The sequence below is a fragment of the Stackebrandtia albiflava genome (assembly GCF_007994225.1).
GTDB lineage: Bacteria > Actinomycetota > Actinomycetes > Mycobacteriales > Micromonosporaceae > Stackebrandtia > Stackebrandtia albiflava.
This window is the reverse complement of the sequence record NZ_VLLL01000009.1, coordinates 147,880-168,438: the sequence shown is the minus strand read 5'-3', so window position 1 is coordinate 168,438 and position 20,559 is coordinate 147,880. Positions and strand designations below refer to the sequence as shown.

Sequence of the window (20,559 nt, the reverse complement as noted above, 5' to 3'; positions counted from 1 at the left end):
GGCGTCGGTAGATGCCGAGTATGGCGGGATGGCACTCTAGATGTGTGTACCCCCTTGGCATCGCCCGCCTGCGGCGGCCGAACCTTTTACTGACCGCGACGGTCGTGGGACTGGTCCTGCTGATCGCCGCCACGACCGCGTTGGTACGCACCATCGGCGGTGTCCAGGCCAGGCCCGGACTGTGGACGGTGATGCTGGCCGTGTCCGCCGCCGCCGCGGGCGCCGCGGTGTGGCGCATCAGCGACCCGATCCGGCCGCGTCGGCAACGGGTGCCCTACCGCCGGCTCGCCGTCGGTCTGGAGGTCGCCGCCGTCGGCATGGGCCTGTCGGTGATCTTCACCGGGACGACGCTCATCGCGGTGGGCGGCATGGCGATGATGCTGCTGTTCACCGAGGCGCTGACCCGCATGCCGCAGGACTCCGGCCAGGCGACCCGCTCCCGCTGGACGCTGGACGGCGTCTTCATCGGAATGTGCCTGCTGTTCGCCGGCTGGGTCGTGTTCGGGCCGGGCCCCGACGGCCCCGCCCTGCTGGCCCGTTACGCGCTGGCGGCGGCCACCACCGCCACCGCCGCCGTCATGATCGGAATCGGGCTGGTGGCCGCGATCCGGGCCGACAGCCACCGGCGGCGTCAACTGCTGCTGGTCGCCGGTCTGGCCCTCGTGGGGACCGCGCACGTGGGCATCCTCGTCACCAACACGGCTCCGGCGTCGCTGTGGGTGTGCCGGGTGATGGTCGTCCTCGGGTGCGCCGGCTGCGGCCTGGCCGCCGGCGCGGCGTGGCTCGCCCGGCAGTACCCCGGTTCGCCGGTCGCGACCCCGCTACCTCGGGTCGACGCGGCGGTCTCGCTCGTACCCGCCGGGATGGCGGCGTTGACGGCACTGGTGTACGGCTTCGCGGTCGGGCCGCTACCGGTAGACCTACTCCTGCTGGCGTTGACGTTGGTGGCCATCATGTCCGCCCGGCAGCTGTTGGCCAGAATGGACGTGCGCCGCTACGCGGAGGAGGCCGCCGACCGGGAACGTTACCTGCGGTCCATCGTGGCCGGTTCCAGCGACGTCATCACCGTGTTGGACGAACGGTGCCGGGTCCGGTGGCAGGCCGCCTCCCCGGCGTGGCGGCTGGGACCCGACGCCGCCGACGTCGTCGGTTCGAGTTTCACCCGGCTGGTGCATCCCGACGACGCCCCCGAAGTGGACCGCCGGCTCGCCGAGCTGCTGGCGGAACCGTGCGACGGCAGGCGCATCCTGGTCGACGCCAGGATCCGCGACGTGGACGGCGTGTGGCGCGACACCGAGTCGACCGTCGCGGACCAGCGGGACATCCCGCAGGTCAAGGGACTGGTCCTGCACACCCGCGACGTCGGCCGCCGCCGGTCGCTGGAACGGGAACTGGCCAAACTGGCCTACGCGGACGCGTTGACGTCGCTGTCGAACCGGCGGGCGCTGATGCGGACTCTGGAGGCCGACGTCGTGGGCGGGTCGATGCCCTGCACGCTGCTCGCCATCGACCTGGACGGATTCAAGAACGTCAACGACACACAGGGCCACGACATCGGTGACGCGGTGCTGGTGGAGGTGGCGCGGCGGCTCACCGCGAGCCTGCGCCCCACCGACGTGGCCGCCAGGCTCGGCGGTGACGAGTTCGCGGTGCTGCTGTGGTGCAACCCGGACGACGGCTTCCAGATCGCCGAACGGCTGCGCGAGGTGCTCGCCGAGCCGTACCAGTTCGACCGGCACGCCGGCGTGTACCTGTCGACCAGTATCGGCCTCGCCGGTTGCGCGACGGCCGACGACGTGGAGGCGTTGCTGCGCAACGCGGACCTGGCGCTGCGGGCCGCCAAGCAGAGCGGCAAGAACCGGATCGAGGTGTACGACGCGGAGTTCGAGCAACGGGTGCGCCGCGCCAACATCCTGGAACAGGCGTTGCACGGCGCGATCGAGCGGGACGAACTGTCCCTGGTGTACCAGCCGGTGATCTCGCTGCCGAACCGGCGGATCGTCGGCGCCGAGGCCCTCATGCGCTGGAACCATCCCGTGCTGGGCGCGGTGTCGCCCGGGGAGTTCATCCCGATCGTCGAGGAGGCGGGGCTCAGCACCATGCTCACGAACTGGACGCTGCAGCAGGTCGCCGAGCGGCTGGCGGTGTGGCGGACGGCGGGGCATCCCACGTGGATCTCGATGAACCTGTCACCCCGGCAACTGCACTCCCCGCAGTTCGCCACCGAGCTGGCGCAGGCACTACTGGGGCGGGGAGTCATGCCGTCGCGGTTGGTCGTGGAGGTCACCGAGCACGACGTCGCCCGTGACATCGACGTCCTGGTCGCGCAACTGGCCGCGTTGCGCGGCACCGGGGTCCGCATCGCGCTCGACGACTTCGGCGCCGGGTACTCGTCGCTCGGGCAACTGCACCGGCTGCCGGTGGACATCCTCAAGATCGACCGGGACCTGGTCGCCGGCGGGGACCGCGGCGCGGCACCGCTGGCCGACGTGGTGGTCAGGCTCGGCGACCGGCTCGGTCTGTCGGTCATCGCCGAGGGCGTGGAGACCGAACTCCAGCTCGACGTGGTGGAGCAGGCCGGCTGCGGCATGGTGCAGGGCTATCTGCTGGCCCGGCCGATGCCGGTGGAGGACATCGACCGGCTGCTCGCCGAGGAGGCCGCCCTGTACCGCAGTTCGCCCTTGGCGATCGAGTCGTGACGCCCCGGTCGACCGCCGCGTGCCTCGGGGCGGCGACCGGCGGCACCGGGCTCGGGGCGTATGACGTTTGCGGCGGCCCCTCGTACGTCCTCGGGCGGTCGGCCGTAGGCCCTCCCGATGTCCGGGCGGTGCGGCACTCCCGATGTTCGGGCCATATGACACTCCCGATATCCGGGCTATATGACACTCCCGATATTCGGACCACGTGACACTCCCGATATTCGGGAAAGGTTGACAATTACCGGGACGATGGGGCATTCTTGCGGCGTGCCACAGCTGCGAATCGCCGACCCGACCACGGAGGACCTCCGTGTGCTCGGGGCTGTAGTACTTATCTAGCGCACCGTCGTCACCACGACGGTGCGCTCGCCCCGTGCGTCTCTGCACGCGGGCGACTTTTTTTGCCCAAATCCGCTCACCAGGCGGAATCGTCGAGACACACAAGGATCAGCGAACCGGATTAATGGGATGAACAACTCGGAAAAGTTCGCCATACCACGCCCGCCCGGCAGGCGACCGGGCCAGTCCGCTCCGACGATGACGGGCGCGCAGTCGCTCGTACGTTCCCTCGAAGAGCTCGGCGTCGAGGTGGTGTTCGGCATTCCGGGCGGGGCCATCCTGCCCGCCTACGATCCGCTGTTCGACTCCACCCGCGTCCGGCACGTCCTGGTGCGTCACGAACAGGGCGCCGGCCACGCCGCCACCGGCTACGCGCAGGCCACCGGCCGGGTCGGCGTCTGCATGGCCACCTCGGGACCGGGAGCGACCAACCTGGTGACCCCGCTCGCCGACGCCTACATGGACTCCGTCCCGATCGTGGCGATCACCGGCCAGGTGGCCACATCCATGATCGGCACCGACGCGTTCCAGGAGGCCGACATCCACGGGGTGACCATGCCGGTCACCAAACACGGCTACCTGGTCACCGACGTCGACGACATACCCCGCGTGCTGGCCGAGGCGTTCCACGTCGCCGCCACCGGTCGGCCCGGTCCCGTCCTCGTCGACATCCCCAAGGACCTCCTGCAGGCCAACACCCACTTCGACTGGCCGCCCCGGCTCGAACTGCCCGGATACCGGCCCACCACGCAGCCGCACGGCAAACAGGTCCGGCAGGCCGCCGAACTGCTCGCCACCGCCCGCCGACCCGTCCTGTACGTGGGCGGCGGCGTCCTGAAGGCCGACGCGTGCGGTGAACTCGCCCGGCTGGCCGAGGCGAGCGGGGCACCGGTCGTGACGACCCTGATGGCACGGGGCGCCTTCCCCGACAGCCACCCGCAGCACGTCGGGATGCCGGGGATGCACGGCACCGTGTCGGCGGTGTACGCCCTGCAGCGTTCCGACCTGATCGTGGCGCTGGGCGCCAGGTTCGACGACCGCGTCACCGGCAAGATCGACAGCTTCGCACCGGACGCGAAGGTCGTGCACGTCGACATCGACCCGGCCGAGATCGGTAAGAACCGGCACGCCGACGTCCCCATCGTCGGCGACGCCAAGGCCGCCATCGGGATGCTCGCCGACGCGTACGACCCCGAGGCGCCGCGCTCCCGCATGGACACGTGGTGGGAGGAGCTGACCGACCTGCGGCGCCGCTACCCGCTCGGCTACGACAGGCACGCCGACGGGACTCTCGCGCCGCAACAGGTGATCGAACGCATCGGCCGCCTCGTCGGACCCGAGGCGATCTACGTGACCGGCGTCGGTCAACACCAGATGTGGGCCTCGCAGTTCATCCGGTACGACCGGCCGTACAGCTTCCTCAACTCCGGGGGACTGGGCACCATGGGGTACGCGGTCCCCGCGGCCATGGGCGCCAAGTTCGGCAAACCCGACACCGCGGTGTGGGCGATCGACGGCGACGGCTGCTTCCAGATGACCAACCAGGAGCTCGCCACCTGCGCGTTGGAGGGCATCCCGATCAAGGTCGCCGTCATCAACAACGGCAACCTCGGCATGGTTCGGCAGTGGCAGACACTGTTCTACGAGCAGCGGTACTCGAACACGAACCTCGGCACCCACGGCCCGCGCGTCCCCGACTTCGTGAAGCTGGCGGAGGCACTGGGCTGCGTCGGGTTGCGCTGCGACGCCGAGGCCGACATCGACGCCACCATCGAGAAGGCGATGGCCGTCGACGACCGCCCGGTCGTCATCGACTTCATCGTGGGAGCCGACGCGATGGTGTGGCCGATGGTGCCCGCCGGTGTCAGCAACGACCACATCCTGGCGGCCCGGGACGTGCGCCCCATCTTCGACGAGGACGACTGCTGATGATCGACCGCCACTCGACCGGACCCGGTCGCAAGCACACCCTGTCGGTGCTGGTGGAGAACAAGCCGGGCGTCCTGTCACGGGTCACCGCGCTGTTCTCCCGCCGGGGGTTCAACATCGACTCCCTCGCCGTCGGGGAGACCGAACAACCGGACGTCTCCCGCATCACGATCGTGGTCGACGCCGCCGAGCTTCCGCTGGAGCAGGTCACCAAGCAGCTCAACAAACTGATAAACGTGCTCAAGATCGTCGAACTCGAACCCGACGCGTCGGTGCAGCGGCAACTTCTGCTGGTGAAGGTGCGGGCCGACTCGGTCGTGCGTTCTCAGGTGGTGGAGGCCGCCGGACTGTTCCGTGCCAAGGTCGTGGACGTCACGCCGGACACCGTCACGGTGGAGGCGACCGGTTCGGCGGGGAAGATCGACGCGTTCCTGCAGGTGATGGAACCCTTCGGTATCGCCGAACTCGCCCAGTCGGGGCTGGTCGGGTTGAGCCGGGGTGCCAAGTCGATGACGTCCATGGCGCGGTCCCGCGCCGCGTTACCAGGAGTGAGCGGGCCGCCGCGCCCGTCCGATAGGAGATAAGGGATTCATGACCGCTGAGGTTTTCTACGACGACGACGCCGACCTGTCCGTGATCGGGGACCGCAAGGTCGCCGTCCTCGGATACGGCAGCCAGGGGCACGCGCACGCCCTGAGCCTGCGGGACTCCGGAGTGGACGTCCGCGTCGGCCTGCCGGAGGGCTCGAAGTCGCGGCCCAAGGCCGAGGAGGAGGGCCTGCGCGTCCTCACTCCGGCCGAGGCCGCCGCCGAGGCCGACGTGATCATGGTGTTGATCCCCGACACGGTGCAGGCCGAGGTGTATGAACGCGACATCGCGCCGAACCTGTCACGGGGTGACGCGCTGCTGTTCGGTCACGGCTTCAACATCCGGTACGACCTGATCAACCCGCCCGAGGGCGTGGACGTCGCCATGGTGGCGCCCAAGGGCCCCGGGCACGTGGTGCGGCGCCAGTTCGTCGACGGCAAGGGCGTGCCCTGCCTGATCGCGGTCGAGCAGGACGCCACCGGAGGCGCGCAGGCGCTGGCCCTGGCCTACGCCAAGGCGATCGGGGGCACCCGCGCGGGCGTCCTCAAGACCACCTTCACCGAGGAGACCGAGACCGACCTGTTCGGTGAACAGGCCGTGCTGTGCGGCGGTGTGGCCGAACTGATCCGGGCCGGTTTCGACACCCTGGTCGACGCGGGGTACGCCCCCGAGGCGGCGTACTTCGAGGTGCTGCACGAACTCAAGCTGATCGTGGACATGGTCAACGAGGGCGGACTGTCGAACATGTGGTACTCGGTGTCGGACACGGCCGAGTACGGCGGTGTCACCCGGGGACCCCGGATCGTCACCGACGAGACCCGCGCGGAGATGCGCAGGGTGCTGGGTGAGATCCAGGACGGTTCGTTCGCGCGTGAGTGGGTCGCCGAGTCCAAGACCTACGAACAGTTCGAGAAGCTGCGCGAGGACCAGCGCAACCACCGCATCGAGCAGGTCGGCGCCGGGCTGCGCGACATGATGCCGTGGGTGGGCAGGGCCGCCAAGGGCGGCAAGACCGCCTGAGCGTCACCGGAGGCCCGGGAGCACGTGGCACACCACGTACTCCCGGGCCTTTCGCGCGCCTCGTGGTGAACCGGATCGCCGCGTACCGTTCGCCGAGGCCGGCGTCTCTCGTTCTGGAATGCCATACCTGAGGCTAGAATGGTGGACATGGCGTTCAGTATCAAGAGTCCGTCGGCGGACGAATTGGCCCGTAAACTGGCCGCGGCCACGGGAGAGTCGTTGACCGAGGCTGTGGAGACCGCTATCCGGGAGCGGTTGGAACGGCAGCTTCAAGGCGCGCGTTCCCGGCGTATTCACCACCGGTTGGACGCACTCCGTGCCGAATTGAACGCGGCGCCGGTTGCCGACTCGCGTACCGGCGACGACATCGTCGGATACGACGAGAACGGGCTCCCCGCGTGAACATGGACGCATACCCGGTGGTGGACACATCGGCGGCCGTCGCCATCCTGAGCAGTGAGCCTGACGCCGACTGGCTGGTCGACTTCCTGGCCGAGGCGGAGTCCGCGGTGATGCCGGCCGCGACCTACCTGGAGCTGGGAATGGTCCTGGAGTCTCGATTCGGCCCAGCCGGAACCGGAGCAGCCGCCCGATTCGTTCGCGATGCCGGGATCGAGATCGTCGAGGTGACCGCCGCCGCCGCTGAACGAGCGTTGGAAGGGTGGCGCCGATACGGCAAGGGCCGGCACCGAGCGAAGCTGAACTTCGGAGACTGCATCGTTTACGGCATGGCGGCCGAATTCGACCGGCCGATCCTCTGCGTCGGAGAGGATTTCGTCCACACGGACATACCGGTGATCCGGCCTCCGTCACGGCACTGACTTCCGGTTCCACGCACGAAACGACGGATCGACCGGTGGGCTCGGCAAGCAGATCATCCGGAACTCCCGCGCGGAACTCGACGTGTCGTGGAACAAGGGCGTCGCCATCGATCTGGAGCGGTACATTCCGGACGTCGTCGTCGCACCCGGACACACCACGCCCGGTGTGACGGTGCCGCCGGGCCGGCATCGGGGGAGGGTCAGCCGCCCGGCCGGGCCGCGGCGAGGTGGTCGGCGGTGGAGCGGACGGTGCCGAACCTCGGCAGGATCCGGGTGACGGCGAAGTCGTGTTCCTCGGCGGTCAAACCCGACATGGCGTCCGACACGAACTCCAGTTCGTAGCCGAGGTCGTTGGCCGCCCTGGCGGTGGACTCCACTCCCATGTTGGTCACCAGACCGGCGAACACCAGTGTGGTCACACCGCGTTCCCGCAACCGCTCGTGTAGGTCGGTGCCCTGGAAGGCGCCGATGGTCCGTTTCACCACCGTGATGTCACCGGGGCGCACCACTCCGTCGGCGAAGCCACTGCCCGGCGGTTGCGCGTCGACGTTCGGGCGGTCCACTCGCACCGCCGCCACCGGCGAACCGCCGTCGCGGAACGCCGAGGCGAGCCGCAGGCATCGTTCCAGCACCTCCTCACCCGAGTGCGGCGCCACCGGCAGCGCGATGATCCGGGGCATCAGGTCGATCAGTACCAACGCTCTAGTCACGCGCCCACCGTAGCGAGTGGCCGCCATACCGATCACATGGCGGTCTGTCACCGGTCCTAGGGGTTCAACACATGACGACGGGGTGTCCTGTCACCGTGCCGTCGAGGCCGGTCGGCCGTGAAACAGCCGGTCGAGATCCACCAGCTCGATGTCGGCCCGTTCGCGGGCGAGCGTGGTGAGGTCCGGTGTGAAACCGGTCCGTGAGAACACCGCGATGACGGCGCCGTCGGTCCGGTAACCCATGTCGGCCAGCAGACGGAGCAGCAGGCTCAGGCGCTCGACCGTGCTCGTCCCCTGAGCGCGTAGCGTGGCCTTCGCCTCACCGATGAACTCGATGTTCTTACCTCGCACGGCCAGTACGTCGACCTCGTGTTTGGCCCTGCCCTTGTGATCGGGGATGTTGGCCGTTCCGATGTCGCCGAAGCCGTTGGGTCTCCCCAACTCGTCCGGAGCGAACCGCCGCAGCCATTCGCGTGCGATCTCCTCGAAGTGAGGGCCGAGGATCTGCGAACGAAAGCTCGGTGCGGCGGCCTTCCAGACCTGCTCCTGTCTGCCGAGTTCGAGCTGGCCGAGATGTGGGGCCGTGATGAGGCGGTCGAACCGGATGATCGGATCCGCGACCGTGACGGTGTCTCGGTGGTTGATCAGGTCGGTGATCGAGGTGACGTAACCCCCGGATTGCAGGGTCTCGATCGGTTTGCGGACCGATTCCTTCGTGCGTCCGGTGGCGGCCCCGATCTTGCTCAGGGACACGCGGCCGTCGGCGATGGCCCCCAGTATGTCGTAGTAGATGGCCTTGTCGGAGATCCGTGGATCCTCCCGGAGCAGATAGTCCACCTCGGTACTGGTGAAGACACCCATGCCGACGCTCAGCATCGTGTCGCATATCCAGCGGTCGAAGTCCGCGAAGCCGGACGGTCGCTCGTCGATGAGCCGTCGATACCCCGGATAGCCGCCGATGCAGGCGTGGACGTGCAGCATGGTCTGCGCGTCGTCGATTCCCCACAACCGGCCGGTCTCCCGGTAGTCCAGCGGCCGCAGTCGGAGGTCGATGGTCGCGCGGCCCCTGAGTGGTTTCGTCCCGGACAGCAGTTCCCGCATGACACTGAGGGATGATCCACAGAGGATGATGTTGCCGGACGAGGTCCCGTCCCGCTGTGCTTCGTCGTAGAGGAGCTGCAGGATGCCCGGGAGCTGTGGTGCGTTGGCCATGGCGTACGGGAACTCATCGATGATGAGCACGGGTCGTGTTCCGGCCGGGGCGACCCGGGCGGCGACGGCCAGTGCCGTGCGGAGTAGTTCCTCCCAGCCGTCGTGATCGTCGTGTCGGACGGGCGTGCCGCCGGCGTAACGGGCGATGCTGGCGGCGAACCGCCTCCTCGCCGCCAGGTCGCCTTCGTCCTGAACGCACGCGTGGTACAGGCCGCCCGTCTCGCCTTCGACGGCGGTGAGCAGAAACGTCTTGCCGACTCGTCGGCGTCCGGAGACGATGCCGATCCGCAGCCCCGGATCATCGGTGGGGCGCATGAAGCGTTCCAGGACACGCCATTCGTGGTCTCGTCCGATCACGCGATCCGGCTTCCGCATGGCGCCCTCCCCGCTCGGTGTGTACCTCAATGTACACGAAAGGCGTGTACATGGAAGTACACGATTTTCGTGTACTTCGAAGTACACGGTTTGCGGATCGGGTGGGTCGGGCGGTGGTCGGGCGGCCGGGCCTAAAGATTAGATAAGAAACCTTGACAATGCCGGAAGGGATCCACTTATATCGATCTAATATCTCCTACTCCCCGAGGGTCGGACCCATGCGACAACGTCACCTCTTCTCCGTGATCGCCGCCGCGGCGACATTCCTGCTGGCCGGGCTGCTCGTCACCTGGCCCGCGAACGCGGACACCGTCAACCTGGTCAACGGCGACTTCGAGACCGGCGACCTCTCCGGCTGGGACTGCGACGCCGGCACCGCCGTCTCCGGTCAGGCGCGCTCCGGCGGACACGCGCTCGCCGGCACCCCCGCCGGCTCCGGGTACGCCGGCTGCCGCCAGACCGTCTCGGTCCTCGCCGACACCGACTACACCCTGACCGGCCACGTCAGGGGCTCATACATCTACATCGGAGTGGAGGGCGGGGCCTCGAACTGGACGCCGGGAACCGGTGCGGCGTACCAGGCGTTGTCGGTGTCATTCACCACCGGCGCGAACCAGACCAGCGTCACCGTGTACATCCACGGCTGGTACGGCCAGCCGACCTACCACGCCGACGACCTGGTCCTGTCCGGTCCGGGCGGCCCCGACCCGACACCCACCACGACCACCGGCGAACCCACCCCCACCGACGACCCCACCGACCCGCCCACCGATCCGCCCGGTGACGGCCCGCTGCCGAAGCACTCGCTGACCGGATACTGGCACAACTTCGTCAACGGATCGACCAACCTCCGATTGCGCGACGTGCCGCCGGCCTACGACCTGATCGCGGTGGCCTTCGCCGACGCGGTGCCCGGCACGCCCGGTGCCGTGGACTTCGCGGTGGACCCGCAACTGTCGGACGCCCTGGGCGGCTACACCGAGGCGGACGTGAAGGCCGACGTCGCCGCCCTCCAGGCCCAGGGCCGCAAGGTGATCATCTCGGTCGGCGGGGAGAAGGGCAGCGTGTCGGTCGGCAACCCCGCCGCGGCCGCCGCGTTCGCCGCCAGCGTCCACGATCTGATGACCACCTACGGCTTCGACGGCGTCGACATCGACCTGGAGAACGGTCTCAATCCCGACGCGATGACCACCGCGCTGCGCGACCTGTCGTCCCGGGTGGGCTCCGACCTGATCATCACCATGGCACCGCAGACCATCGACATGCAGTCGCCGGGTGGCTCCTACTTCCGGCTCGCCCTCAACATCAAGGACATCCTGACGGTCGTCCACACCCAGTTCTACAACTCGGGTTCGATGCTGGGCTGTGACAACAACCAGGCGTACGGCCAGGGCACGATCGACTTCATCGTGGCGTTGACCTGCATCCAGTTGGAGAACGGCCTGCGTCCCGATCAGGTCGCGATCGGCCTGCCCGCGACGAGGCAGGCCGCCGGAGGCGGATACGTGTCGCCCTCGGTGGTCAACGCCGCGCTGGACTGCCTGGCGACCGGCGAGAACTGCGGCTCGTTCACGCCGCCGCGTACCTACCCGTCGATCCGGGGCGCGATGACCTGGTCGATCAACTGGGACCGGGCCGGCGGCCTGGCGTTCTCCGGCACGGTCGGTCCGCACCTGGACACCCTGCCCTGACGACGTGGGGGCGGACCCGATCGGGTCCGCCCCCACGTCGTGCTCACCGGGTTACGGCCGGTACCAGGCGCCGCACATCGTGGTGCAGTCGCCGTTGTACAGGCACCGGCGCCGGTACAGGATGCCGTCGATGCGGCGGTGCTGGTACCAGGGATCCGGGTCGCACCCGGCCGCCGCGCTGCGAGCGGGAAGCAGTCGGTCGAGCAGGGCGTCACCGAACCCGCGAATGAGCCTCATGTCGTCGTCCTCTCCGTCGTCTCGGCCGAAGTCACCGGACTTCGGCCCCAGGGGGGTTCCGTCATCGGAGCGGTGGTGCGCACGGGGCCGTGCCCGAACCGGGGCGCGGCCCGTGACGCGGTAGGTGGCCACCGCGTCCGACGTGTGCGGGAAACGGCCCCCGCACACACGGCACCGTAACCGTTCCGGCGCCTCCGGAGAGGGGAGCGAGGTGGCGCGGTTGGTCGTCAGTCCCGTGCCCGGGTCCAACCCACCGCGACGAAGGCGTCGTCGTCGCGTGGGCGCCGGGAGTCGAAGACCAGCCGGTGACCGTCACGCACCCTGACGTCGGTGATGTAGACGCCGCGGCCCTGGTACGCGGGATCGCTCTCGTAGGACCAGCGCAGCACGGTGGTGCCGGCGGGGAGGTCACCGTGGGCGCGGCACCATTGCCGGCCCTGGAAACCCGCCAGCGCTCCGTCCGTGGTGGACCACCGGTGGTCGTCGGTCTCCACGGTCAGGTCCACGGCCGTCCACGTCGTGCCGTCCGGCGAGGCCAGCAGCCGTGCGTGGTCGGTGCTCTCGGTGTCATACCACAGTGAGAACTCCGCGGAGCCGTCGTCGAGAGCCCGCCGCATCGGTGCGGTCAGGGTCGCGGTGAAGCCGTCCCGTTGGCCGCCGAACCACGCCCGGCGACCGTGGCGCGGCTCCACCGGGACGCTGCGCGCCACCACGCGGGCGGGGCCGCGCCGGTAGGTGCTGACCGTCCCCCACTCACGGGTGGGGTGTACCCGGTTGGTCAACAGCACCAGCAGCGTCCCCGACAGCGGGTCCACGGTGATGCTGGTGCCGGTGTACCCGGTGTGTCCCGCCGTCACCGGCGAGGTCAGCGCGTCCATGTAGAACCGCTGGTCGATCTGCCAGCCGATGCCACGTGCCGCGGAGGGACCGAACTCGGCGTTGGTGTTCGTGATCATGGCGCGCACCGCGTCCTGCGGCAGGATCCGCACGCCGTCGTACTCGCCGCCGTTGAGGACGGTCTGGCCGAAGACCGCCAGGTCGGCGGCGGTGCTGAATATCCCCGCGTGTCCGGCGACGCCGCCGAACGACCAGGCGTTCTCGTCGTGCACGCTGCCGCGGATCATGCCCCGGCCGGTCCAGGGCTGGTACTCGGTGGCCGCGACGCGGTGCCACCGGTCCTCGGGCGGATTGAAGCCGGTGTCGGTCATCCCGAGCGGCCCGGTGATGCGCGCGGCGACCATCCCGTCGAGCGTGTCGCCGGTGATCCGGCACATGACCTCGGCGAGCACGATCAGGTTGAGATCGGAGTACTCGTAACCGCTTCCCGGTTCCCGCTGCAGCGGCCTGGCGTAGATCGCGCGCATCCGGGCCTCGTCGTCGGGGAGCGAGTACATGTTGATGAACGCGATCTGTCCGGAGACGTGCCGGTAGAGCTGGTCGACGGTGACGGCCGCCTTGTCCGGGTCGAGGGAGGCGAACTCGGGAAGGTACCGGGTCACCGGCGCGTCCGGGTCCAGCGAGCCCTCCCAGACGAGTTGGGTCGCCAGCACCGATGTGAACAGCTTGGTCACCGACGCCATGTCGAAGATCGTGTCGGTCGTCATCGGCACCCACTGATCGGCGGGCAGCGCGACCGGAACGTCGTTCTCGTCGTCCCATGAGGCGTACCGGACCGCGTGCCCGATCGCCGCCGTCTCGGCGACCACGCCGTGCCGCGCCACCAGGACGACCGCGCCGGGGAACGAGGGCGGTGACGTGTGCATGTGGCCGGTCAGTTCCGGTATCAGCTCCGCGAGGTGTTCGGGTGTCAGACCCGCCTCGGCGGCCGTACCCGGCCGCAGGACCGGGGGCCGCCGGGGGAACCGGATGTCCTGCGGGGTGACGGTGGGCGGCCCGGTCGGTGTTCCGGCGGTCTCCTCGGCATGGCCGGTGCCACTCAGCAGAGGTGCCGCCGACAGGGCGGCCATCCCGGTGAGAACGGCGCGACGTCGCATCGATGCTCCTGATCAGACGGTTTACGGGTAGCGCAGGCCGTGTCCGAACTCGTACAACGGGATCTGCGGGTCTTCGGCGGTCGGAACGGTCACCGGTAGGCGCCCCGACGGGTTCACCTCGCCGTACAGGACCTCGACCAGGGAGTCCAGTGCGGGACCGGTGTATGAGTAGGTGGCCAGGCTCGCATCGACGCCGGGATGGGTGGCGATGTCGTAGGGGACGCCCACTGCCACCGCCACGACGGTGCGTCCCGCGTCGATCAGCGCGTCGACGAGCCGCGCCTGCGCGGCGTTGCGCCAGGCGCCGTTGGTCAGGACCACGGTCGTGTCGTGCGACGCCGAACGCGCGACCGCCTCCGCGACGGCGGCGTCGGTCGGTGACGTCCCCGCCCAGTACGAGGACGCGGTGACGCCCCGGTCGGCGATCCGCTGGGCGACCGAGGCGGTGGTCGACTGGCCCCAACCGGTGACGAAGACGCCGCCGGAGTCGGCGCCCAACGGCAGGGTCTCCGCCTCGTTGCGGATCAGGGTCGTCGACGCCTCGGTCACCACGGTGGTGACCGCGGTGTGGAGGCGGTTGCCGACCACGTGGTCGATCCGGTCCAGGTCCGCGTACGGGTCGGCGACGATGCCCCGCTCGTGTTTGAGCGTCAGGATCCGCCGCACCGAACCGTCGAGCCGGTCGAGGCCGATCTCACCGGATTCGACCGCGGCGAGCACCGAGTCGAAGGCGAGTTCGATGTCGGGCGGCATCAGGAGCATGTCGGCCCCCGCCGCCAACGCCATCACCGGCACCCTGTCGTCACCGTAGGTCTCGCGGACCCCCGCCATGCTCAACGAGTCGGTCACGACGACGCCGTCGAAGCCCATTTCCTCGCGCAGCAACCCGGTGAGGATGTCGTGGGAGAGGGTGGCGGGCAGCAACGAGTCGTCGAGTGCCGGGAACTGTATGTGGCCGGTCATGATCGAGTCGATTCCGGCGTCGATCGCGGCCTCGAACGGCGGCGCGTCCAGGCGTTGCCACTCCTCCCACGTGTGCGTGATGCGGGGGAGTGAGACGTGGCTGTCCTCGTCGGTGTCACCGTGACCCGGGAAGTGCTTCGCGGTGGCGGTGACGCCGCCGAGTCCCTGGTACCCGAGGACCTGCGCGGCGGTCAGGTCGGCGGCCAGTCCGGGGTCGCCGCTGAACGACCGGACCCCGATGACCGGGTTGTCGGCGTTGACGTTCACGTCGGCGACCGGGGCGAAGTTCTGGTTGATGCCGACCGCCTTCAACTCGGCGCCGGTGACGACGGCGGCGGCTCCGGCGGCCCACGGGTTGCGGACCGCGCCCAGTGCCATGTTGCCGGGGAACGCGGTCGCGGGTGGACCGAACCGGGTGACGATGCCCTGTTCCTGGTCAGTGGAGACCAGCAGCGGAGCGCCGTCGTCCTCGGTGGCCACCGCCTGCATGTCGTTGGACAGTTCCGCGATCTGGTGCGGGTTCTCCAGGTTGTTGGACCATCCGAAGTAGATGACGCCGCCGAGGTGGTACTCGTCGATGAGCTGGGCGGCGTTGTCGACCCCGTGGGCGGCCCGGTTGGCGGCCACGTCGGCCGGGTCGGTGGTGTCGGCGGTCTGGCCGTAGACGTAGGTGACGAACAGTTGGCCGACCTTCTCCTCGACGGACATGTCCTTCAGCCGCTTCTCCACCCACGCCCGTGTCCGGTTCTCGTCGGAACCGGTGACGTCCTGACCGGTCGGATGGGCGGTGGCGGGGGAGACGGTGAGGGTGACGAGTGCGGGTAGGACGGTGAGGAGTGTCGCGAGACGGAGAAGGCGAGCGCGGACGGGCTGACGCATGGTGACTCCCGCGGGCCGGAGGGGCGTGAGGCGGATCCGTTGTGGAGTGACGGGGCGGTTTCGCTCCGGGACGCCTCTCCCGTCATGCTGCCAGAAATCTTCATGGCTTGTAAAGATTCCGTAGCTCGGTTTCACGACTCCTGCCCGAGTCGAAGTCGTCGGGAGCCGGCCGGCGTCCTGTGCCGTCGGTCATATCCGCGGCGGCCCGATGAGACATTCTTGTATCATCTGAGACAAGATCGTCTCAAGGTCGCGAGGGGAGGTGAGGCCCGATGGGTGCCGAGGAACTGGCGAAGGCCGCACTGCGGACGCTCAACGCCGAACCCACCGCCTCCATGTCGCGCATCGCCGCCTCCGCCGGCGTCAGCCGGGCCACCCTGCACCGCAACTTCGCCAGCCGGGAGGACCTGATCCGCCAACTCGGCCGGATGAGCCTCGACTCGTGGCGGCAGGCGCTCGACACGGCGGACGTCGACGCCGCCGGAGGGTCGGGCGACCCGGAGCGGATCCGCGTCGCCATGAACGTCCTGTGCCGTGAACTGGTGCGCGACGCCGACGAGTACGGCTTCACCCTGACGCTCACCGAGCACGTCCAGGACGCCGCCATCGCGGCCGAGAGCGTCCGGCTTCACGAGCGTGAGATGGCGTTCTACGCCGCGGCGCAGGAATCCGGCCTGCTCCGCCGCGACATGCCCGCCGCCTGGATCGCATACACCGTGTTCGGTCTGCTCGTCGGCCTGCGGGACGCGCTGCGCCACGGCGCCGTCGCGGTACGAGACGCCGAACGACTGCTACGCGACACGATCCTGCACGGCGTGTCGGCCTGACCGGCACGTACTTCCACGACCCGAAACGAGGTGACCATGTCCCCGGCGAGCCCTGCCCGCGATCGCGGACTCGCGCGTCCCGCCGAGCCCGACCCGCGTCGCTGGGTCGGATTGGCGGTACTGTGCGCCAGCCTGCTCATCGTCGTGATGGACCTGACGGTGCTCAACGTCGCGTTGCCCCGGATCAGCGCCGACCTGCTGCCCACGTCGGTGGAGCTGCTGTGGATGGTCGACGTGTACGGGCTCGTCGTGGCGGGCCTGCTGGTCACCGCGAGCGGTCTCGCCGACCGGTTCGGCCGCCGCCGGATGCTCCTCGTCGGATACGCCGTGTTCGGTGCGGTGCCGTTGCTGGTCCTGGTGGTCGACTCGCCGCCCGGGCTCATCGCGCTGCGCGCCCTGCTGGGCGTCGGCGGCGCGCTCATCATGCCCTCCACCATGTCGATGATCCGTGACCTCTTCCACGACGCCCGGGAACGCGCCGTCGCACTGGGCGCCTGGGCCGCCATGGCCGCCGTGGGCGGCGGACTCGGCCCGATCGTCGGTGGCCTGCTCGTGCAGACCTTCGACTGGCACGCCGCCTTCCTGTTCAACACGCCGGTGATGGTGGTGGCCGCGATCGCCGCGATCGCCCTGCTGCCCGAATCACGGGGCCGTGCCGTCCGCTGGGACTTCCCGAGCATCGCCCTGTCGGTGCTCGGCATGACCGCCCTGATGTACGCCATCAAGGGAATGGGCAAGGACGGGTTCGACGACCCGCTCGCGCTGACGGCCTCGGCGGTGGCCGTGCTCAGCCTGACCTGGTTCGTGCTCCGGAGCCTGCGCCGCCCCGAACCGCTGCTCGACATCAGGCTGCTGCGGCAACCCGAGTTGTCGGCTGGACTCGTGTGCGCGTTGGTGTCCAGCATCGCGATGGCCGCGATCATGCTGCTGCTGGCTCAGTGGATGCAACTCGTCGAGAACTACAGCCCGATCGAGACGGGCCTGCGGCTGCTGCCGTTGGCGATCGTGTCCGGCGTGTTGTCCCCGCTCGCACCTCGGATCGCGGCCGTCATCGGCGCCCGCACCGTCATGGTCGGCGGGCTCGCCTTCGGCGGCGTCGGATTCGGGGTCCTCTACCTCGGCGGCGACTCGATGCACTTCGGCCTGATCGTCGTCTCTCAGGTGCTCGTGGGTGTCAGCATGGCCACCCTGGCGATCGGTTCGGCCGTCATCCTCTCCTCGGTTCCCGCCGAACGCTCCGGCAACGCCGCCGCGTTGGAGGAGACCAGTTTCGAGATCGGCAACGCCCTCGGAGTCGCGGTGCTGGGCAGTATCGCCGCGGTGGTGTTCCGTTCGCTGATCACGGCGGGGGACCTCGCCGGCTACGGCGTTCCCGCCGACCAGGTCGAACCCGCCCGGGAATCACTGGGTGGTGCGCTGGCCGTCGCGGAGGACCTGGGGGCGCGGGGGGCCGGCCTCGCCGCCGAGGCGCAGGCCGCCTTCACCGACTCCCTCGGCGTGGTGGGCCTGGCCGGTGGGGCGCTCATGCTCGCGGCGGCCGTCGTCGTGTGGCTCCTGACACCGCGCGGCCTGACCGTCGAGGGCACCGGCCACTGACTCACAGGATCATTCGGTGGATTTCGGATGGCGGACACCGGCGTACGTTATCCAGCACGTCCGATGCTCCACGTCGGCGAGATACCAGACGCGGCCGCTTCCGGTCACCTCGATCTGCCACTGTTCGTGAACGACACCCCGGTAGGTCGAATGCCGGAGGGAGCCCTTGAGACGGTGATGGCGCTCGTTCCCCACCACTGACGGTGGGCGGTTCCGCATCAGGTCCCACGCCGTTCGCGCGGCGGACGGCACCTGAGAACAGAGGTCTTCCCAGCCCTTCGCCGAGGTGTTGTCGGCGAAACGTATGTGCCACTCACCGCCCACCGCCGGTGGCGCGACCCGGTCACCACGCCGTGGGCTCACCCGGCGGCCTCCGGTGCGCCGGGCTCGGGTACCTCACCGAAGTCGTCACCGTATTCACGGTTGAGGACTCGGTGCAGCACCGGATCGGCGTGGATCTCGGCGGTATGCCGCCAGGCGGCGACCAGTGTCGGCAACGCGGACTGATTGCCTATGCTGTCGGCGGCTTCGGCGAGGTCGGCCAGTTCGGCCGCGAACTCGGCGCGCTCGGGCTCCGGAAGGAACCGCACCCACGGGTACACCGAAGGCAGTACCTCTTCGAGGACGTCCTTCCGCCAGGCCTTCATCCGGGTCAGCGCGATGAGGAAACGATGCGCGTCCGACACCGTCGCCAGATGCGTCTCGTAACGTTCCACGGTCGTCAGGACCAGGTCCTCCCCGTCCCGGCGGTGGAGCCGGATTCCGGGGTTGTCGTCGAGAAGCGCGAGGGTGCTGCGGTTCTTGTTGACGAGTTCCGAGAAGTTGACGGTCACGGCCGGAATCATAGTTCGAAAGTAGTTCGGTATTCACCGGCTGTCAAGCAGGTATGTGGATGTCTCTTGCGCCGAGCCCCCGGTGACGCCCCGGTGGCGTCTCGTCAGATGGGCGGACATACCATTGGCGAGGCTCATCACCGCTGCTCAGCAGCCGCAGCGGCGTGATCTTTGTGATGGCAGCGTGGCCATCGGCCCGCCGTATCGAAGCGAATCCGCCAGGAGCGTTCAACCCATGACCACGCCAGTCCGACCCGTCGTCGTCATCGCCGACAAGCTCGCCGACTCCGCGATCGCCGTGCTGTCGGGTGACTTCGAGGTGCGCACCATCGACGGCACCGACATCCCGACGCTGCACGCCTCGCTCGCCGACGCCGACGCCGTCATCGTCCGCAGCGCCACCCGCATCGACGCCGACGCCATGGCGGCCGCGCCGCGACTGAAGGTCGTCGCGCGCGCCGGAGTCGGCCTCGACAACGTCGACATCTCCACGGCGACCTCACGTGGCGTGATGGTCGTCAACGCCCCGACCTCCAACATCGTGTCCGCCGCCGAACAGGCGGTGGCGTTGCTGTTGGCCTCCGCCCGCCACACCGCCCAGGCCGACGCCTCACTCAAACGGGGGGAGTGGAAGCGGTCGAAGTTCACCGGCGTGGAGCTGGCCGGCAAGACCGTCGGCGTCATCGGGCTCGGCAAGATCGGGCAGTTGTTCGCCGCCCGGATGGCCGCGTTCGACACGCGGCTCATCGCCTACGACCCGTACGTACAGCCCGCGCGCGCCGCGCAACTGGGCATCAACCTGGTCAGCCTCGACGACCTGCTGCTGAAGGCGGACTTCATCTCGATCCACCTTCCCAAGACCCCCGAGACGGTCGGCCTGATCGGCAAGGCGGAACTCGACAAGGTCAAGCCGGGAGTCAGGATCGTCAACGCGGCCCGCGGCGGCCTGATCGACGAGGCCGCCCTCGCGGAGGCGTTGTCGGACGGCCGGGTGGCCGGTGCCGGCATCGACGTGTTCGCCACCGAGCCGTGCACCGACTCGCCGTTGTTCGGACTGGACAACGTCGTGGTCACCCCGCACCTGGGCGCGTCCACCCGCGAGGCCCAGGACAACGCGGGACTCGCCGTGGCGCGCAGCGTCAAGCTCGCCCTGTCCGGCGAGTTCGTCCCCGACGCGGTGAACGTCCAGGCCGGTGGCCTGGTCGCCGAGGAGGTCAGGCCGCTGCTGCCGCTCGCCGAACGGCTGGGGCGCGTCTTCACCGCGGTGTCCGGCGGGGCCGCGCAGTCGGTGACGGTCGAGGTGCGCGGTGAGGTCGTGGCCAACGACGTCACCGTGTTGCAGCTCGCCGCCACCAAGGGACTGTTCGTGGACGTCGCCGAGCAGGTGACCTATGTCAACGCGCCGCTGTTGGCGGCCGAACGCGGCGTGGACGTCGGCCTGTTCACCTCCGGAGACAGCCTCGACTACCACAACAAGCTCACCGTCCGGGGCGCGCTGGTGGACGGCCGGGCGCTCACGGTGTCGGGGACGGTGACGCAGGGCCTCAAGGAGATCCGCAAGCTCACCGAGATCGACGGCTTCGACATCGAGATCGACGCCGAGGGTCCGTTGTTGATCCTGCGATACCACGACCGCCCCGGCGTGGTGGGCCTGGTCGGAGGCGCGCTCGGCGACGCCGGTATCAACATCGCCGCGATGCAGGTGGCACGTAAGGAGGCCGGCGGAGAGGCGTTGATGGTCGTGGCCGCCGACGCCGAGGTGTCCCCCGAACTGCTGTCCCGGTTGTCGTCCACGGTGGGCGCCACGACCGCCACCGCCGTCACCCTGACCGACTGACGTCGTCGC

The 20,559-nt window shown here is 69.2% G+C and carries 16 protein-coding genes; 10 read left to right on the top strand and 6 right to left on the bottom strand.

Annotated elements, in window-relative coordinates:
* The first annotated feature begins 44 nt into the window (after positions 1-44).
* The 6 genes from LX16_RS23470 (at position 45) to LX16_RS23445 (ending at position 7,396) form a co-directional block, all read left to right on the top strand.
* Positions 45-2,699, top strand: a complete 2,655-nt coding sequence (locus tag LX16_RS23470) for a putative bifunctional diguanylate cyclase/phosphodiesterase (protein ID WP_147143455.1) — start codon at positions 45-47, stop codon at positions 2,697-2,699.
* 468 nt (positions 2,700-3,167) lie between these two features.
* Positions 3,168-4,967: an acetolactate synthase large subunit gene (locus LX16_RS23465; protein WP_147143453.1), complete on the top strand. Its 1,800-nt coding sequence runs from the start codon at positions 3,168-3,170 to the stop codon at positions 4,965-4,967.
* Positions 4,967-5,551, top strand: coding sequence for an acetolactate synthase small subunit (gene ilvN, locus LX16_RS23460; RefSeq protein ID WP_147143450.1), 585 nt, complete (start codon positions 4,967-4,969; stop codon positions 5,549-5,551). Before LX16_RS23465 ends, ilvN begins: the two co-directional genes overlap by 1 nt.
* Before the next feature lie 7 nt (positions 5,552-5,558).
* Positions 5,559-6,575: a ketol-acid reductoisomerase gene (gene ilvC / locus LX16_RS23455; protein ID WP_147143448.1), complete on the top strand. Its 1,017-nt coding sequence runs from the start codon at positions 5,559-5,561 to the stop codon at positions 6,573-6,575.
* A gap of 147 nt (positions 6,576-6,722) precedes the next feature.
* Positions 6,723-6,977: a type II toxin-antitoxin system VapB family antitoxin gene (locus tag LX16_RS23450; protein ID WP_147143446.1), complete on the top strand. Its 255-nt coding sequence runs from the start codon at positions 6,723-6,725 to the stop codon at positions 6,975-6,977.
* A 2-nt stretch (positions 6,978-6,979) separates the two neighbouring features.
* Positions 6,980-7,396, top strand: a complete 417-nt coding sequence (locus LX16_RS23445) for a type II toxin-antitoxin system VapC family toxin (RefSeq protein ID WP_244615959.1) — start codon at positions 6,980-6,982, stop codon at positions 7,394-7,396.
* A 200-nt stretch (positions 7,397-7,596) separates the two neighbouring features.
* Here the strand turns inward: LX16_RS23445 and LX16_RS23440 are convergent, their stop codons facing one another.
* Both LX16_RS23440 and LX16_RS23435 read right to left on the bottom strand, forming a co-directional pair.
* A complete protein-coding gene (locus LX16_RS23440) occupies positions 7,597-8,106 on the bottom strand; it encodes an isochorismatase family protein (RefSeq protein ID WP_211354724.1) in 510 nt (169 codons plus the stop codon).
* Between the two features lie 90 nt (positions 8,107-8,196).
* Positions 8,197-9,693 (bottom strand): ATP-binding protein, encoded by a 1,497-nt coding sequence (locus tag LX16_RS23435; protein ID WP_147143438.1) that lies wholly within the window; start codon positions 9,691-9,693, stop codon positions 8,197-8,199.
* Between the two features lie 218 nt (positions 9,694-9,911).
* Between LX16_RS23435 and LX16_RS23430 the strand changes: the two genes are divergently transcribed.
* On the top strand, positions 9,912-11,384 hold the full coding sequence (locus LX16_RS23430; RefSeq protein ID WP_147143435.1) for a chitinase: 1,473 nt from the start codon (positions 9,912-9,914) through the stop codon (positions 11,382-11,384).
* Positions 11,385-11,435: 51 nt separating this feature from the next.
* Here the strand turns inward: LX16_RS23430 and LX16_RS23425 are convergent, their stop codons facing one another.
* The 3 genes from LX16_RS23425 to LX16_RS23415 form a co-directional block, all read right to left on the bottom strand.
* Complete coding sequence (locus LX16_RS23425; RefSeq protein WP_147143432.1) at positions 11,436-11,621, bottom strand: hypothetical protein; 186 nt, start codon at positions 11,619-11,621, stop codon at positions 11,436-11,438.
* A gap of 227 nt (positions 11,622-11,848) precedes the next feature.
* Entirely contained in the window at positions 11,849-13,615 is a 1,767-nt protein-coding gene (locus LX16_RS23420) for a serine hydrolase domain-containing protein (protein ID WP_147143429.1), read from the bottom strand.
* Between the two features lie 21 nt (positions 13,616-13,636).
* Positions 13,637-15,457 carry a glycoside hydrolase family 3 protein gene (locus LX16_RS23415; RefSeq protein WP_147143426.1) on the bottom strand — a complete coding sequence of 607 codons (1,821 nt, stop codon included), beginning with the start codon at positions 15,455-15,457 and terminating at the stop codon, positions 13,637-13,639.
* A 272-nt stretch (positions 15,458-15,729) separates the two neighbouring features.
* On the opposite strand from LX16_RS23415, the gene LX16_RS23410 reads away from it, so the two are divergent.
* Complete coding sequence (locus LX16_RS23410; RefSeq protein ID WP_147143423.1) at positions 15,730-16,284, top strand: TetR/AcrR family transcriptional regulator; 555 nt, start codon at positions 15,730-15,732, stop codon at positions 16,282-16,284.
* A 36-nt stretch (positions 16,285-16,320) separates the two neighbouring features.
* On the top strand, positions 16,321-17,880 hold the full coding sequence (locus LX16_RS23405) for an MFS transporter (protein WP_147143420.1): 1,560 nt from the start codon (positions 16,321-16,323) through the stop codon (positions 17,878-17,880).
* Between the two features lie 359 nt (positions 17,881-18,239).
* Here LX16_RS23405 and LX16_RS23395 read toward each other — a convergent pair whose 3' ends face one another.
* Complete coding sequence (locus LX16_RS23395; protein ID WP_211354723.1) at positions 18,240-18,713, bottom strand: hypothetical protein; 474 nt, start codon at positions 18,711-18,713, stop codon at positions 18,240-18,242.
* A 235-nt stretch (positions 18,714-18,948) separates the two neighbouring features.
* On the opposite strand from LX16_RS23395, the gene serA reads away from it, so the two are divergent.
* Positions 18,949-20,550, top strand: a complete 1,602-nt coding sequence (gene serA / locus LX16_RS23390) for a phosphoglycerate dehydrogenase (protein ID WP_147143412.1) — start codon at positions 18,949-18,951, stop codon at positions 20,548-20,550.
* Positions 20,551-20,559: the final 9 nt, after the last annotated feature.